Annotated in this window: 15 protein-coding genes and 1 pseudogene; 10 read left to right on the plus strand and 6 right to left on the minus strand. The window is 34.4% G+C overall.

Going from position 1 to position 16,704, the window contains the following annotated elements; all coding sequences use genetic code 11:
* Positions 1-41: 41 nt before the first annotated feature.
* On the plus strand, positions 42-431 hold the full coding sequence (locus tag F907_RS03940; RefSeq protein ID WP_016652959.1) for a hypothetical protein: 390 nt from the start codon (positions 42-44) through the stop codon (positions 429-431).
* Here F907_RS03940 and F907_RS03935 read toward each other — a convergent pair.
* Entirely contained in the window at positions 399-1,061 is a 663-nt protein-coding gene (locus tag F907_RS03935; RefSeq protein ID WP_016651315.1) for an IS1595-like element ISAcra1 family transposase, read from the minus strand. The genes F907_RS03940 and F907_RS03935 overlap by 33 nt on opposite strands.
* A 97-nt stretch (positions 1,062-1,158) precedes the next feature.
* On the opposite strand from F907_RS03935, the gene F907_RS03930 reads away from it, so the two are divergent.
* The 5 genes from F907_RS03930 to F907_RS03910 all read left to right on the plus strand — a co-directional run bounded on the left by F907_RS03930 (position 1,159) and on the right by F907_RS03910 (position 6,428).
* Entirely contained in the window at positions 1,159-2,019 is an 861-nt protein-coding gene (locus F907_RS03930; RefSeq protein WP_016652960.1) for a tyrosine-type recombinase/integrase, read from the plus strand.
* Between the two features lie 2 nt (positions 2,020-2,021).
* Entirely contained in the window at positions 2,022-3,425 is a 1,404-nt protein-coding gene (locus F907_RS03925; protein ID WP_004777369.1) for a tyrosine-type recombinase/integrase, read from the plus strand.
* Positions 3,425-5,485 (plus strand): hypothetical protein, encoded by a 2,061-nt coding sequence (locus tag F907_RS03920; protein WP_004777370.1) that lies wholly within the window; start codon positions 3,425-3,427, stop codon positions 5,483-5,485. The genes F907_RS03925 and F907_RS03920 overlap by 1 nt, the downstream gene beginning before the upstream one ends.
* Before the next feature lie 22 nt (positions 5,486-5,507).
* Positions 5,508-5,924 carry a hypothetical protein gene (locus tag F907_RS03915; RefSeq protein ID WP_004777371.1) on the plus strand — a complete coding sequence of 139 codons (417 nt, stop codon included), beginning with the start codon at positions 5,508-5,510 and terminating at the stop codon, positions 5,922-5,924.
* 63 nt (positions 5,925-5,987) lie between these two features.
* Positions 5,988-6,428, plus strand: a complete 441-nt coding sequence (locus F907_RS03910; protein WP_004777372.1) for a hypothetical protein — start codon at positions 5,988-5,990, stop codon at positions 6,426-6,428.
* Between the two features lie 197 nt (positions 6,429-6,625).
* Here the strand turns inward: F907_RS03910 and F907_RS03905 are convergent, their stop codons facing one another.
* From F907_RS03905 to F907_RS18575, 5 genes and pseudogenes are all read right to left on the minus strand, one after another.
* On the minus strand, positions 6,626-8,161 hold the full coding sequence (locus tag F907_RS03905; RefSeq protein WP_004777373.1) for an SAVED domain-containing protein: 1,536 nt from the start codon (positions 8,159-8,161) through the stop codon (positions 6,626-6,628).
* Positions 8,162-8,180: 19 nt separating this feature from the next.
* Positions 8,181-9,125 (minus strand): AAA family ATPase, encoded by a 945-nt coding sequence (locus F907_RS03900; RefSeq protein WP_004777375.1) that lies wholly within the window; start codon positions 9,123-9,125, stop codon positions 8,181-8,183.
* The gene (locus tag F907_RS03895; protein ID WP_004777377.1) at positions 9,125-9,646 is read right to left on the minus strand and encodes an HORMA-1 domain-containing protein; all 522 of its coding nucleotides are present in this window, start codon (positions 9,644-9,646) and stop codon (positions 9,125-9,127) included. The genes F907_RS03900 and F907_RS03895 overlap by 1 nt, the downstream gene beginning before the upstream one ends.
* Positions 9,647-9,656: 10 nt before the next feature.
* Positions 9,657-10,622: a CBASS oligonucleotide cyclase gene (locus tag F907_RS03890; protein ID WP_004777378.1), complete on the minus strand. Its 966-nt coding sequence runs from the start codon at positions 10,620-10,622 to the stop codon at positions 9,657-9,659.
* Between the two features lie 321 nt (positions 10,623-10,943).
* A pseudogene (locus F907_RS18575) lies at positions 10,944-11,054 on the minus strand (IS3 family transposase); the annotation flags it as partial.
* Positions 11,055-11,627: 573 nt separating this feature from the next.
* Here F907_RS18575 and F907_RS18580 point away from each other — a divergent pair.
* From F907_RS18580 to F907_RS03870, 4 genes are all read left to right on the plus strand, one after another.
* On the plus strand, positions 11,628-11,759 hold the full coding sequence (locus F907_RS18580) for a hypothetical protein (protein WP_004655460.1): 132 nt from the start codon (positions 11,628-11,630) through the stop codon (positions 11,757-11,759).
* A 141-nt stretch (positions 11,760-11,900) separates the two neighbouring features.
* Positions 11,901-13,184: a ribonucleotide-diphosphate reductase subunit beta gene (locus F907_RS03885; protein ID WP_016652961.1), complete on the plus strand. Its 1,284-nt coding sequence runs from the start codon at positions 11,901-11,903 to the stop codon at positions 13,182-13,184.
* An 854-nt stretch (positions 13,185-14,038) separates the two neighbouring features.
* Positions 14,039-15,463 carry an NERD domain-containing protein kinase family protein gene (locus F907_RS03880; RefSeq protein ID WP_016652962.1) on the plus strand — a complete coding sequence of 475 codons (1,425 nt, stop codon included), beginning with the start codon at positions 14,039-14,041 and terminating at the stop codon, positions 15,461-15,463.
* Between the two features lie 53 nt (positions 15,464-15,516).
* Positions 15,517-16,682, plus strand: a protein-coding gene (locus F907_RS03870; RefSeq protein WP_085944217.1) for an IS3-like element ISAba22 family transposase whose coding sequence is annotated in 2 segments (ribosomal slippage) — positions 15,517-15,775 and positions 15,775-16,682 — 1,167 coding nt in all. Because the reading frame shifts where the segments join, the coding sequence is not laid out codon by codon here.
* The last annotated feature ends 22 nt before the right edge of the window (positions 16,683-16,704 follow it).

The raw sequence follows: 16,704 nt of genomic DNA on the forward strand, positions 1-16,704 counted from the left end.
AATAAAGTTATGGGAGATGATATTTAGAAAACGTATACAATATGATAAAAAGAAGCATTAAAGAGTTTGTTGCAAGTGATGAACACCCAATGGTAGTACTCATTGATGAGGATAGAATTCCGCTGTTCTATCCAAATGTTTATGCCATGACTAAATATAGGAGCTTAGGACGTGCAGCTAGCACCACTGATAAAGCACTGCGATGTATTGGTGTTGCTCATTTATGGGCATCGTTAAATAATATAGTTTTAGAAGATAGCATCTTATATTCAGATTTCTTAACCTTAGAACAACTTCAAGATTTAGCTTTTTTTCTTAGAATGAATCGAAAACATCAAGATCAAATGATCGCTCAGGAAAATAAACAAGGCTCTAGACTAGCAGATTTACACTTAATTTTACCTAATGAGGTTCCACAGCTCAGTTGCTAACTCATTAGGTTCCCTCATCCAACGCCATTCAGTTTCTTTAAGATGATAATCAAAGTACTCTTTTGATATGCCGTTAAACTTTGCTAGCCTTCTTTTACAAAAGCTCCAAAATGATTCTATTCCATTTATATGGCATTGTCCTCTAGCAAACTCATTTGCTCCGTGATTTACCCTAAAATGCTTTGAATAACCCACATCAACAAGACCATTATAGCCACGCCATCCATCACTATAAATCACACTCTCAAGTGAAACTTTACCAATTATAACCTCTTGTAAAGTCTTCATTTTACAGTCAGGTACGATTTCAGTATAGACGCGCCCATTACGTTCGAATATTCCAAATACTGGCTGTTTTAGAGTCCCACGACCACGCTTTAACTTTCCATGAAACCCACGTTGCCTTTTCGCTCCAAAATAGCTTTCATCTACTTCTATTGAACCAACAAACTTAGCTCTTAAATCTGTTTGATGATCATAGATAGTTTCTCTAAAAAGCATGTACCAATAATTAATCGTATTACGATTTAAATTGAGTAATAAGGCTGTTTTGGAAGCAGGAATATCAACACAAAAGCATTGAATAATTTTTTTAATCTTGTAGTGACTTAATTTACTGTTTTCTATCATTATTCTAGACTAACATAATTATTCTGCTAGTCTAGAGCCTAAACAATTATCAATAAACCCAAAGAATATTGCAAAAAAAATTGAAAATCTGATCTACATGCCTAAATTAAAACAAGAATCAAAAGCTTCAACTTCAGCAGAAGAAGGTTCATATCGCATAAAGACAATTTTTAATTATCTTAAGTTCTTGCTCCAAAGATCAAAACACCGCCTTAATAAAGATAAATATAATGACATTGAGCAACGTTTAAATTACTTCAGTTCACTAGGACCAAGAGTTTCCAATAAAGGTGATCAAGATGCACCAGAAGGGCTTTCTTCTAAGGAACGGAATACAGTGCTAGAGATCATAGATCCAGAACACCCAGATAATCCTTTCAGAAATGAATTCTTAAAGCATAGAAATCAGTTGATTTATGAAATTCTACTAAGTACAGGAATGCGAAGAAGCGAGCTGAGATATCTAAAGATAGAAGACTTTAATTATAGTAATCATACCATCACTATTCGAGTTTCTAAAACTGTTGAACGTGACGTTAAGTGCTCCTCCAAGGCCTGTGAATATTTTCACAACTATATTACAAAGCATTTAAATAAAATCCCGTTCAAAAATAGAAAACATGGTTATCTATTTACAACCGAGACGGGTCAACATTTATCAAATGATGCAATCAATGTAATGTTCAGAACCTTAAGGCAACATGCCAATATCTCTACGCAGCTCACCCCCCACACAATGAGAAGAACCTGGAATGATGTTTTTAGTGAGATGTTAGATAACATTCCAGAAGATCGGAGACCAGATAAAGAAGTGGAGAAGCAAATTCGAAATAGATTAATGGGGTGGAGCTCAATATCAGAAATGAGTAGTCGGTATGCACGCAGATCTATAAGAGAAAAAGCAGATGAACTTGCTGAATTATTGGCAAATAATATTAATACTAATTCAGAGCATTAAGTATGCAAAGTAATCTAAGTGAAGACCTTAATCTAGTCACTGAACGAATTGTAATATTACTTGATGGAAGACAAATAAATGCAAAACTATTTTGCACTTACGAACTAGAGAATCATGATCAACTTAAAGTCAACTTGAAATTTGGTATATTTTCTAAAAAATCAAAAGTTCATCATGCTTTATCAAATATTATTGCAGATCTATTATCAACTCACTCAATCAAATATATTTCATCTATTCTATATGCATTTGAAGATTGGATACATATTGAGAATAATGTTAATCATGAAATACTAGATTTATCATCCTTAGAATCACTTCAGATGATTAATCCCTCTTATCCTGCTTTTATAACACCGATACTAAGACGTTTATCAAAATATTATCCTCATTTAATAGATACAGAATTCAAAGATTTTTTAGAGAATACAATTAAATGGGAAGAAAGAAATTCTGCTTATTTTAAACTAATAGTAAATGATCCAGAAAAAGGTGCGTTTACCTTACAAGAGTTAGAAAGCATACATTCAGAATTCAACTTGGCATTTAGTAAAAATACTATCAGCTTAAAAGATTACACACTAGGCTGGTTCATCATCGCAACAGGAGCACGACCAGTCCAACTATCACGCTTAAAATTTGAGGACATACAAGTTATTGATAAAGATGTAATGATTAAAATGCCTCTCGCCAAAGGAGAAGGAATAATCGAGCAAGGTTATTTTCTTAGAAAAGCACCAACAATTTTAGCTGACTGTATAATCAAATATCTAGAGCAATATTCCCCCTCTGTCGAAAATTCAAATTTCTTCAAACTAAATCCAACCCAAATTAGTTATAAAGCCACACAGATTTTCGAAAATTTAAATACTTACTCTTCAAGATTAGAAGAAAAAATACCGGTAAATGCATATAGATTCAGATATACCCTTGCAACAAGAGCTTTAGCAAGTGGTGCTTCAGATCAGGAAGTTGCAAGACTGCTAACCCACCGTTCTTTAAGTTGCATCCGTTTCTACCGTGCATCAATGCCAGAGCTACAAAAACCAATACAAGATACATTAGATGAAGAAATGAACTTTTTTGCAAAAGCATTCAAAGGAAAGTTAATCCCATCTTTAAATGATGCAAAATTTCAGGACTCTGCCATTGCAGATTTCTTCCGATTAGCAGGAAAAACTGTTGGTTCATGTGGCACACAAGCTAAATGCTATCAAAATGCACCTATAGCATGTTTAACATGCCCCTACTTTGAGCCATTAATAGATGCGCCTTGGGATAAATTATTAAAATACCTAATCGGAGATCAAGCGAGAGAACAATCATTGAGAATTAAAGAAATCAATATACAAGCTATTAAAGCAGTTAAAGATATTATGAATCTTATAGAATCAGGGAATAATTAATGACTACTGTGATAGACATTACATCAGCTCAGCAAATAGAAGTACAAAAAAACTTAGAGGCCTTTATTGCAAAAAATAAAACCAATTTAATATTCACAAACAATAATTGGGACGATAATATTTGGGATATAACAGATTTCTTAGAATCTAAGATTATTGACAATAAATCAAAAAAAGTTTATTTCCGCTCAGTAAATGAGCATTTAAAATCAAAAAATAAGATTAGTAATCCTATATCTGAACCTTTACTCAATTTCGCTAAAGCTGTATTTTGCGAAATCATGAGAGTAAAAAAACTATCTGAATACAAACGAATTATTTATGCGATTCAAGCTTTGGAGTTTGCATTAATTGAACAAAAAAGCACTCTTTGTGTAAGTGAAATAAATTTTCACACCTTAAACCTAGCAGAAACCTACCTACGCTCTAAATATAAGGACCCATGGAGTATCGCAAGAAATTTAGATTTTATCGTAAATAACATAATTATAAAAAAACATCTAAATACAAAAATTTATGACTGGTCAACAACTATTACTTATACAGCACCTATAAGGAATGACCGCACACAAGAAAAACACATAGAAGGTAGCAAGTCCAAAATTCCTCATTTAGAAGAAATCCTAGCTCTTGCCGACATCCATTACTCTAGTGACCATATTCCAGATAGGATCGTTACCTGCTTTGCTGCATTAGCGATGTTCGCTCCAAGTAGGGGATCAGAGATATTGTCTCTACCAATAGATTGTATTGTAAAATCGACTCAACATGAGCAAGAAATTATGGGGATAAAATGGCTTCCTTTAAAAGGCGGTGACCCATTAATTAAATTTGCTGTCACTAAAGAATATGAAGAATTAGCTACCGATGCTATACGATATTTAAAAGAAATTGGTAAACCTGCTCGTAATGCCGCACGATGGTATAGTGAGAACCCAGACCTATTATATCTCCCTGACCATTTATTACACTTAAGAAATCAACCCATAACTCTATGGGAGGCAGCCCAAATCTTAGGAAAAGAAAACTCTATTAATGGATGTCATGCGTTTAGATATGGCTTTTCTAAGCCTATAGGAAGAACCACAGAAAAAGAGAGAATGAATGATAAAGCAAGCCATTGGGTAGCAATTTATAAATTTGAAGAGCTAGAGAATTTTATAACTACAAAATTACCGCAAACATTTCCAATATTTGATGGTAGAACAAAGCAATATTGGCATGAATCATTGTTTGTTTTCCCTAAAAACATCCTAAAACCTGATGCAGATATACTTCTAAATGTGCCAGTATCAATTGATATTAATCAAATAAACAAACAATTAGGTAGCAATCCTCAAGGTATTACAGTTTTCACCAGAAATAAAAAACAATTTTCTAATGGTCAAAAAATGTATATTACTACTCATCAATTCCGGCATTTACTAAATACACTAGCACAATCAAAAGCTCTTGCTCAGGAACTCATTGCATTTTGGTCTGGAAGAAAAAGTGTTAAGCAAAATGACGTTTACAATCACTTATCTCAAGAGGCGATTATTGAAGCATTTACCACACTTGAAAATGAGGTAAAGTCCCTTAATCAGATAGGAAATTTAGAAGAAAAAGCTATAGCTGTCTCTAAAATAAACTCCATTAGCTATGAACAGGCTTTGAAAATAGAGTTAGGCTCAGTCCATTTAACTCAATATGGTGTTTGTCGCCACGACTATTCCCTTACACCCTGTCCTAAGGATAAAGATTGTGGAAATTGTGGTGAGTTCTCCGTTATGAAAGGTAATTCAGCACATACAAAAGAAGCAGTTTATCAAGTACAGATACTAGAAAATGCATTACATAGCGCAAAAGAGGCTGAAAGAGATGGTCATACAGGTGCAAGAAGATGGATTGAGGTCAATGAGCCCAAATTAGAACGATGGAAAAAAATTAAAGCATTCTTAGAAGATGACAAGATTCCAATTAATACAATGTTTACACTAGCTGATTCAACAGACTATCATCAAACCAAAGTTGGCTTAGCGTTTGCGGTAAGAGACTTAGAACAAAATTCGAAGGCTTAATTTTTTTGGATTAATATCATTTATGGCTACTGCACCAAGATTAACGAATGAAAGAATAGATATTGCTTTAAAGTTACTTGATGGCTGGACTGGAAAACTGACTTGGCCTCGTTTTCTAGCTATGCTCGAAATAGATCTAGGTCACAAATATACGAAAGCCGCTTTATTAAGACACGCAAAATTCAAGAACGCATGGGACAAAAGAAGATGGGATGAAAACCCAGATAGAAATAGTAGAAATATTTTTGGCAATCATGCTTTGCAGACAGCTTTAGAAAAAATTGAAAAGTTAGAAAAAACTATTGAGCGATTAGAGAATGATAATAATCTACTCAACGAAAAATTCATTGTCTGGGCTACAAATGCTGCATATAAAGCAATTACCGTAGAAGAGTTAAACAGACCAATACCAATGCATTCAACGAAAAACACAAGCTAAATATAAAACTTTATATTTAGATTGAATTTTCTAAAATTTAAGGAAAAAAGGAAACAATATAGTATGAAATCAGAAGTATCATTAATTGAACTAAATTATTTAAAGACACTATTAACTAAGATTTTAATAGAAGCCACCCATTTAGACGGAAAAAAAATATATGCTAAAATTAACAGTTATGATAATCACTCAACAATTTATATTGATACAAGAGAACAATCAAATGAATTATATGTAAAACTAATAAAATTGAAAGACAGAAAAGAAATCATTATTTCACGTATTATGCTAAAACAAACCAAGGAGGGAGTTGGCACTAAAATATTAAAGATAATTTCAATATTTGGAGAAAAATATGATTATCAAACTCTAACAATTGATTCACCTAATACAGATTGTAAAAAATTCATGAAAAAAATGGGATTTGAACCAGATAAAAGCTGGTCTTTAAGAACCAATCAATTAATAAAAAATATACAGAAATATGAAGAACAAAAAATATAACAATAATTTATCATAAATCGAGGACTGATCAGTTTATTTTGTAATATTTGTAGCATGAATTCCTAAATTTTCATGCATACTATGTAGAAGAAATACCATAATTTAAAAAAGCTTTCAGACTCTCAGGTTAAGTGCTATATAGGTCTATCTCATTTAATATTTTCTCTCATGGTTGAACACATGAAGTTGCCCTCCCTCTAAAGGGACTGTTCAATTTTTTTTATCGGAAGAGCCAAGGAGTTTACATAACCACCATGTACTAGTCCCTCGAAATCAAATTCATATAGTACTACACTACCTAAATTAGGTAACCTTTGACCTAAATAAAATAAGAAGCTATTTGGAGCAGCAATAAAAATATGTAATCTTGATTTAGGTCTTTCTTGATGAGAATTTATTTGTTTAACTAATTTTTCTACAAGTTCAAAAGCATGTTGCCCACATTCTACAGATGTATTACCAGCATCCTTATTCAACTTAGCAATCATAACTTCTTTTATATTACACTGAGAAGCTAAATAATTTAGTACATCTTTTTCTATGTCATGAGTTAATGAAATAGCTACAGCTATATCTTCAGCTTTTTCTTGGCCAGATTTCCAGTCAAATTTCCAATCTGACCAGTTAGAATCAGTTTGTTTATCGCCAATAAACCAATCATTCTTATTAATGGTTCTTTGTTCAATAATAACTTTTATCCCTGATTTAATGTTAATAATTGAACCCGCTGCAAAAGCTAACGTTGAGTGAGCATCTAATACCAATTTTATTGTATCTGTAGATTGTACAGCCTCAAGCAAGAATTTTTTAAGCTCAGGATATAATTTTTTAGACCAATCATCCTGATTACGAATTTCACGCTCATTAAACTCAGAAATTAAATTTAAAACTTTCACACAACGGTTTTCTAATCTATCAATTGGATGCTGAAATGATTTAACACCATATATTATCGGACGATTACTGCCTTTAGTTAATAAACCCTCACTATCACAGAGTTGTCTGAAAGTTTGACGATCTAGTTTGTCTCTACCTTGAGCCATCCATTGGAAAGCTAGATCATCATAGTGAAAGGTACTAAGGCTCATAGGAACACGTTCTAAGCCCACGAAAGCAAATAAATCATCAAGTTGATTTCTTACAGCATTTAAAGGATCAGCTCGCTCTGCTATCGCTAGGGCATGTACAAATTTTTTTAACTGTTCATCATTTATATTTAAATGTTCACGCCATGCTTTTCTTATTCTTCCATCTTTACTTTCATCTGTTTTGGAAAAAAATAATCTATCGGTACGTATATTTCCAGCACGAGTGCTGATTAGAGACTTTAAGTGATCGTCAATATGTACGCGCCAATTAGTTAAAAGTTTGAATTGAACTCCAATACCTTCATCATTTCCGTAAGTAGTTTGAGCAGTATAAGCCCTCTCAATAAAAGATTTACTTGTAGCATTAATAAACTCTGGATCTATTAAATCAGTATATCTATATTGGTCTGGCGTAACGTGCCATTTACATTGGATATGCTCTCTCAATATTGGATGCCCTAAATGATCTTTAGGGCTTTTTGTACCATCATATTCCACCCAAATATCATCAAAACATTTAGGCCCAACCTCAAATCCTATTTCTTTAACTGGACTATCCATATCGAGCAAACGAGCTGCATATAGCCAGAATATCCTCGCTTGGAAGTTATCACCATCTCTTCTAACAGTCACAGCTTGAGTCATAGATGAGTCCTTTGTTAATTTACACTATGGATTTATCTTGAAAAGGAGGGGTTGGCATGAGGGCTTCTGCTAAAGAGATAGCATCACTACCATTTACTGGCTTTGAAGGAAAAGCATTTAAAATAATATTTGGAATTAAACGATGAGTAATATCCGAGAAGGTGTAAGGTATAGAGTAATTGTTTTTTCCACCAGTAATCTCAATCAAACGGTCAATATCCTGAGAAGATACATTCAAGGGCGCTAAATTTTTTTCAAGCAAAGAGCGTCGTTGAATCTCATCTGGGCGATGGAAAGTTAGAATGTCAGCAGCGCGGCGTCTTACAGCAGGGTCTAAAGCAGATAATCTGTTAGTGCACATAATCACTACTACTGGTAATTGAGCATTAGCTATGCGATCAATACCTCTAATAAATGCATTTACTCCTGCTCTATCCTCATGATGCATTTGGGCATTTTCTCTAGATTGCGCTAAAGCATCAGCTTCATCTATTAATAAAATAATGCCACCCCTTGCTTTACTCGAAGTTTGAGACTTTAATTTTTCTGCTTCTTTAACAGTGTAATCAAATGCACTAGCTAGAAGTTGCGTCATCTCTCCAACACGACCTTGCCCTCTAGTAGATAGACTAAGAGGAAACAACATAAGATCAATATTATTCTGACGTGCTACTAGATCCCCGATAGTTTCAGCTAATTCGGTTTTTCCTGATCCTACATCTCCAGAAAGTACTACTAAAGGAGGACGACGTAGAAGATTATCAAGATTTAAATCAGATTCTGGATGATAATGTTCTAACCATCTTTTAAGTCTAGTTTTATCAATTAACATGCCAATCATTTTAGCAAGGCGATCTTTTTTATCATCTAAACCCACCAAACGATCAAGACGCTCTTTTTTCTCAAAATCAGGGTAACTAGCACGATGCTCAAAGAGCGTATCTATGGTATTACTAGTTGTCATCAGAAACTCCTAACACTTGAGCGATTTAAAGCTCTTCCACCTGCTGAATAAGTACGATCATTTTCCAAATAGCCGTTAATATCGGGTTCTGGCATTTCAGATCTTTGGAAAGGTAAATTTTTCTCAAATTCTTGCTGTTGAGAGTAAGTTAAGTCATGCCACTTAGAACTGTATATTAAGTAGCTTGAGAAAGTAGCACCTATAATATTAGCTCCTGGCCGAATCTTGCCAGGATCATCATCATTGACTGACTGATTTTGACTAAGCTCCTGAGCCGTATAACTTATAGCTGGCTCTATAAAAGCACCATTTTTTTTGAAGCCGTAAGTAACCTTTTCTAAATAACCTGCTTTTAATAATGCGATAATCTCATTTTGATATTGTTCAATATGCCCATCATTAGGAGATTGATAGAACCTCTGTATCCTTTTAAGATCAGTTGCTACTTTAGCGGCTATATGCTTAGCGTGAGTAAGCGTAAATGTTGTTGTTTCTGATTGAGTATAAGAATAGGAAGACATATTAATCACCTTAACCTTGAAAAGATGGGCCAAATACTTTTTGCCAGTAATAAACAGTTTCATGCTTGGTGGGTGCAGTAAGAGCTGCATCTATGGCATCACCAGCATCCATTGCGGCTTCAACAATTTTATTTATATTGTTCCTATCGTAGAGATTAGAAACATTATTACTAGGGTTTACAGGATCAATAATCTTCATAGGATCATTGAAATCAGAAATATCTGATTTTTTATAATTATCTTCAAAAAATATTAGCTCACTTAAATTTGAAGTAGCAATATAAGTAAAAAATGACTGTAATGCCTCTGGATAGTCTGAAAAATCTACTCCCCTATCACATAGTTTTGCTAGAATTAATTCAATCATAAATGATTTAAAACGAAAACCTTCTTGCTCCTGTTTCATCCGTCGAGCCCAAAACTTTACTAATCTTACAACCTGTGCAAAGTGAGTGGGATGAACATTCTTACGCTTACGTGCAAAATCAAGATGCAGGGGTATACTGGTTTCTAAAAATGAACCATCGTCTTGACTAACTAAATTACCTCTCCAATCTGGCTTACCGTTGTACAAGATAGGAACAACATCAACATCCAAACCGCTACCCCTAAAAGAAACCGTAACAGAATAAGTTTGTGGTTGAACTTGTTCAGGAGTGAAGTTTGGAAAAGCTTTACGTAGCTTTTCAGCCAAATAGTCCAAAAGTTCATTTATTTGATGGGGAGCATTTGCACCACTAATATAAACTGCCATATCTATATCATTTAAAGTTCTTAACGCTGTACCTTTAGCTAAGCTTCCTGATAACTGTAAACGTTTAAGTGAAAAATCTTGATGCTCGGATATATAGCCTTCTAATTTTTCACGCAACCTTCTAGCTTGTGCTCTATACTCATTAGCTTTATCTTTAGGTAGATTGACTTTTTCTTCGGCGAACCTAACTAAAGTACTATGACTTACATGCTCTTTTGACATATTAAAATTAATCTAAATTTAACCTTAAACACAATATATAGTAATTTTTTTCTTAAAAGCACAATATGTTGTTTTTTTCATTGTAACAAAAATTAAATAATCTATATCCAATTTGCTAATGTAAAAATATTTTTCTTATAGAAAAAAATAATAATATTGCTCAAATCTTAGCTACTAGTGATTGAAAATACACTAAGAAAAGTAATCGTTACTCTTGATTCAGAGACCTTTAAAAAATGACAATACGCGATACTTTAAATGGTACTGCATTATCAATGCGTTAACTGGACTGCTCCCAGTATCTTAGACACGAGACAGCCTTCATTTTGAAGCTGTCTCGAATGCTTCTGGGGTCATACCATCGAGATGCGAATGTCGTCTGATTCGATTGTAGAATATTTCGATATAATCAAACACATCCGCAAGAGCCATTACTTGCAAATTAACACTCAGTAATTCCTAACAGGCCGTAATCTATTAATCGTTTCCTCCATTGTTTCTTATTTTTTTATTGTTTTTTCAATTTGTATACTTCGCTAAACGTAAAAATCTTCTTTTCCTATAACTGTGTACTATACGGAGAAACTTGTAACACCTTTAATTGCAATATCTTGTAAGAACCTATTGGTGACTTGATTACGCATTAACCACAAGATATAGATTTTTTAAAGAGTATATACACCATATAATGTGTTCTATATAATAATTGCCAAAGCATCATTCTGTGATGTTTAAACAGATATTGAAGCGTATTTTGTAGAAATGCTTGTTGATATAAAATGGCATCAAATTTTTGGTTTGAAAGAATGTATACATTTTTTCATTATTTTTATTCAGGATAGGTAACTATCCAAATGTAAATAAAGGATTTTTTTAATGTATACATTTTTAACATCAATAGAATGTCAGTAATTTTATTCCTCTCTTAACAAACTCCCTCTCCGTTTAGGAGAGGTGAGGAGCAACTAAAGCTCCGCAAGAGAGGTTCCTATAGAGGCATCGATCATGTTCCATCTCAGTCATAATTATCAATTTGGTGTGATTGTTCTGATTTGTGCCTTTCTAGTGTTTTATATCCCCCTCGTTTACGCGTTTTTTAAAATACGTAGACAACAGCGTAATCAAAATAAGTCTTAGGGATTGTCAGTGCCATTGGTCACTTTTTAAAATTCAATCAATAAAACTTAATTTTGCTTACACAAATTGAGCGTATAGTAGGACATCTCCTTGCTTGAGATGTCTAAATAAAAGATATAAAGCAACGAAGAGAGAATTGATATGTCTATCCTTAGTTGGGACGATTTTGAAGATGATTCGCAAAAACCGACTGCACCTGAACACAAGTCTGCGACCATCGACTCGCAAAAAACGACTAATACGCAAGTGGTATCTGATTCAGAGCAATCATCGCCGCGCGTGGCAGCTGCACAACCCGCTGGAACCAATTCCGTGCGATCAACAAATCCCACCGATTCGTTGGCACGAGCATCTGCTGCCTTAGAACACCTCGACGTTGCACCAGGCTTGGAAGAGCTTGAAATGGGTGCACAGCGTGTTCAGGTGGATGATAAAGCAATGATCAACTGTCGCGCAGACTTAAACCAGCTTGTTCCGTTTAAATACGAGTGGGCTTGGCAGAAGTATCTTGACGGGTGTGCAAACCACTGGATGCCGCAAGAAGTCAACATGAACCATGATATCGCGCTTTGGAAGTCTGAAAATGGCTTAACTGAAGATGAGCGCACCATCATCATGCGTTCTTTGGGTTTCTTCTCGACTGCGGACTCATTGGTTGCAAACAACTTGGTATTGGCGATCTACCGTCACATTACCAACCCTGAATGCCGTCAGTACATCTTGCGTCAAGCATTTGAAGAAGCGATTCACACCCACGCTTACCAATACTGTATCGAATCTTTGGGTATGGATGAAGGCGAAGTCTTCAACATGTACCGCGAGATTCCAAGTGTTGCACGTAAAGCATCGTGGGGCTTGAAGTACACTCAATCTTTAAGTGATCCGACGTTCAACACGGGTACGCCTGAAAACGACCAACGTTTATTGCGTAACTTGATCGCATTCTATTGTGTTCTTGAAGGGATCTTCTTCTATTGTGGCTTTACTCAAATCTTGAGTATGGGTCGTCGTAACAAGATGAATGGTGTTGCTGAGCAGTTCCAGTACATCTTGCGTGATGAATCTATGCACTTGAACTTCGGTATCGACATGATCAACCAGATCAAGATCGAGAACCCACATTTGTGGACGGCTGAGTTCCAAGAAGAAGTGATTCAAATGATTCTTGAAGGCACCATGCTTGAAATCGAATATGCGCGTGACACCATGCCACGTGGTGTATTGGGTATGAATGCAAGCATGATGGAAGAATACTTGAAGTTCATCTGTAACCGTCGTTTAGCGCAACTTGGTTTACCTGAGCAATTTGCTGGTGTAACCAACCCGTTTGCGTGGATGTCTGAGATGATGGACTTGCGTAAAGAGAAGAACTTCTTTGAAACGCGTGTAACTGACTACCAAACTGGTGGTGCGTTAAGCTGGTAAGTTGAATCACCCGTCACGCGACACATAAATTGTCATTTATAAAAAAAACCGCTATAAATTGGCGGTTTTTTCTTTAATTAAATTTTAATATCATAAATCTAATTTAACTATTTGATCATCCTTCCAAATATAAACTTGTTTATGTCGATATTGTTTAGTTTTGAAATATTCATATACTTCAACGCCACCTTTATAGTTTTGTCTCCGCTCCCCCCATAATATCCATATAAAAGTTTGTCCAGTTTCCGTCAGATATTTTTGGAAAAGATCTTTTCTCAAATATGATAAATGACCTGTCAAATTCCCAATATCAGTTTTGAATGTTCTAAAAATAGATGCTACTCCATAAATATCATATAAGTCTGGATCGCCATTATGATATTTTAAATCTAGTCTTTGACATAACTCTGGATTTGGAAAGTCAATTCTACTAACACTATAAGGCTTCCATTTATCATAATTCTTTTAATAAAATTTAAAAATCTACTAGCCTCCCATCCAAATTACTCTTCAATCCTTTATTTAAAAATATTTCACCACTATCAACATTGAAAAATAATTTTATTTAAAAAAAGGCCAAACATTACAATAAAAAATATCAAAATTAATCACTCCAAAACTTAACAACTGCTGTAAACACTAGAATTTACAATTAGTATTTTCTAAATATCTAATATTTACTAGGTACAACAACTAAAACAATAAATATTTCTTATGTTATTTTAAGTTATTACTAAAAACGATCTAGACTAAAAACATAAATCCAGTTAGGATAAACAATTTTAAATAAAATTTAACTCATAAAACTGATCAAATCAAATGAGTTCTTGCTAAAAATTGAGAGTGTAAAAACTATGGATCTTAGAATTTTAGGGGGTACTGGGTTACATGCAAGTGAAACCCGAGCTGTTGCATTAATGAAAGAAAAGCTTCGTAGTAGTTGGAAAGCATATGCTAGTTTATTAATAATTGATGATCAGGGCTCTATGGACATAGATGTCCTCATCATTACACATGATCGGTTCCTTTTAGTTGAATTAAAAGAGTGGAATGGTAAATTAGAAAGTAGTGAAGGTAAATGGTATATTAACGGACGCTCCAGAGGGAAAAGTCCTTATGAAATTAAAAGGGTTCATGCTCAAAGAGTCAGAAAACTATTAGAGCTTGAGCTAAAACATAAATTAAAAGGTTATTCCCCGCATGTTGAAGCTCACGTAGTTCTGTGTGGTAATGCTACTCCAGAACACCTTTCAACTATGGAACGTAAGTTTGTTCACACTATAGATGAGTTTCTGACAATTGCTAAAACTGAAGGATATGAAAGTTTAACTCAAAACACAAATATAGCATTTTTATTTGAGTCAGAGACCAATCGAGGCAAGGGTTTCTTAAGACCAAACAATCCTGAATCACTCAAAATATTTGAAGAATTCTTTTCTGGACCAAATATAAAACCAAAAGATTTTGAATATCATAATTATATCGCAGCAAAAGATGAATGGTTTAAACATAGAGAGGATCTTTATATAGAATATAGAGGTCATCATTATGAAAACCCAGATATTGGGTTATTAAGAAGATGGAACTTAAACAATCTAGGAATTGCAAGGTCAAATCAAAAAGCATGGTCAGAAATCATTCTCAGAGAATCGAGAATAAATAGCTTTATTAGGGATATTGATAACAAATCTGCAGATTATATGCTACGTTCATTGGTTCCGCTTGGAATAGAAGATATAACGGAGGACACAACTGAACTATATGAACTAAGAAAAACATATAAAAGACTTGATGAGTTTATCAGCTTAAATGCTCCTAACTGGGGCGAAGATAAGATTATTGATACTATAAGATCACTGATTGTACCTTTTGCGGAACTACATGGTGCAGGGATTAGCCACAGAGATATTGATTCTCATAATATGTGGTTTGCTACAGATAAAAACTGTATATTAGTTTCTGGTTTTTCCTCAGCTTTTTTTCCAGAGAAAGGAACTATTTCAGATCTCAGATCCTTATTACAAAGTTCACATATAAAGCTTCCTGAAGATATCTATAACATTGACATTAAAGACCCATTCAAAATTGATGTGTTTATGCTTGCAGCATTGGCATATCAAATATGTTTCGATGGAAAGCAAATTATCAAAGAAGATGGTGTTCCTGTATGGTCTAAAAGTGAACATGACAAATTTAACGGAAAACTAGATGCATGGTTTGAAAAATCATTAGATTGGGAACCTGAAAAAAGGTTCGCTAATGCTTCTGATGTGTGCTGAAAAAACAGGAGGTTTTAACTTGGTAAACTAAACACACTCATCAGGAGTTTACCATGAGCAAGAAACACAAGACTTACACCACAGAATTTAAAGCTGAAGCCATCAAATTAATTGAAGCCAATCAAGGCAATGTCTCGGAAACAGCTAGACAACTTAGCATTTCAATGCAAACTCTTTCAAATTGGAATACCAAAGCAAAGGCTGGAACTTTAGCAGGTACAAAACAGTATTCACCTGATCTAAACGCTCTACTCGAAGAAAATAAAAAACTCAAACAACAGCTCAAAATAGCTGAAATGGAACGTGAATTTTTAAAAAAGGCAGCAGCGTACTTTGCCAAAGAAAGTCAGTAAGGTACGCCTATATGAAACAAAAAAGATATTCTTTTCCAATTACCTTAATGGCTCGATTACTTCATGTTTCAGTTTCATGTTTTTATGATTGGCTCAAGAGAGGCGTGAGCAAAAGAACGATTCAACGAAATCAACAGACGATATTGGTGAAAATAGCCCATGAGGAGACAAGGCAGAGCTATGGTTATATTCGATTAACCAAATACTTACAAGCTCAGGGCATAAAAATGAGTATGTACGCTGTACGTCAGATAAAAGCGCTGAACCACCTGTATTGTAAGCGACACAAGCGTTTTAAAAGGACTACGAATAGTGACCATAATCGAGCGATCTATGAAAACCTGCTGGAGCAACAATTCTCAATGACTAGACCAAATCAAGCATGGTCAAGTGATATTACGTACATATGGACTGTTGAAGGATGGCTGTACTTAGCAGCGGTAAAAGACCTTTACACGAAGCAAGTGGTTGGCTATAGCTTAAATGAGCGCATGACAGCACAGCTTGTTTGTAATGCGCTAAATATGGCTATTCACAATCAAAAACCAACCAAAGAACTGATTGTGCATTCAGACAGAGGAAGTCAATATTGCAGCCATGAATATCGAAATATACTTGAGCAATATGGTTTTCAAGGTTCAATGAGCAAGCGCGGAGACTGTTACGATAATGCACCGATTGAAAGCTTTTGGGGAATACTGAAAAATGAGTTAGTGCATCATTACAACTATCAAACCAGAGAAGAAGCCAAAGCAGATATTATAAAATACATTGAATTATTTTATAATCATCGAAGAATTCAAAAGGGTTTGGGTTTTAAGACACCAAATCAAATGGCCGAAGACTTTTATAAGTTGGCTGCCTAGAATCTCCCAAGGGAAAGTCTCC

Source organism: Acinetobacter colistiniresistens (genome assembly GCF_000413935.1).
In the GTDB taxonomy this organism is placed as follows: domain Bacteria; phylum Pseudomonadota; class Gammaproteobacteria; order Pseudomonadales; family Moraxellaceae; genus Acinetobacter; species Acinetobacter colistiniresistens.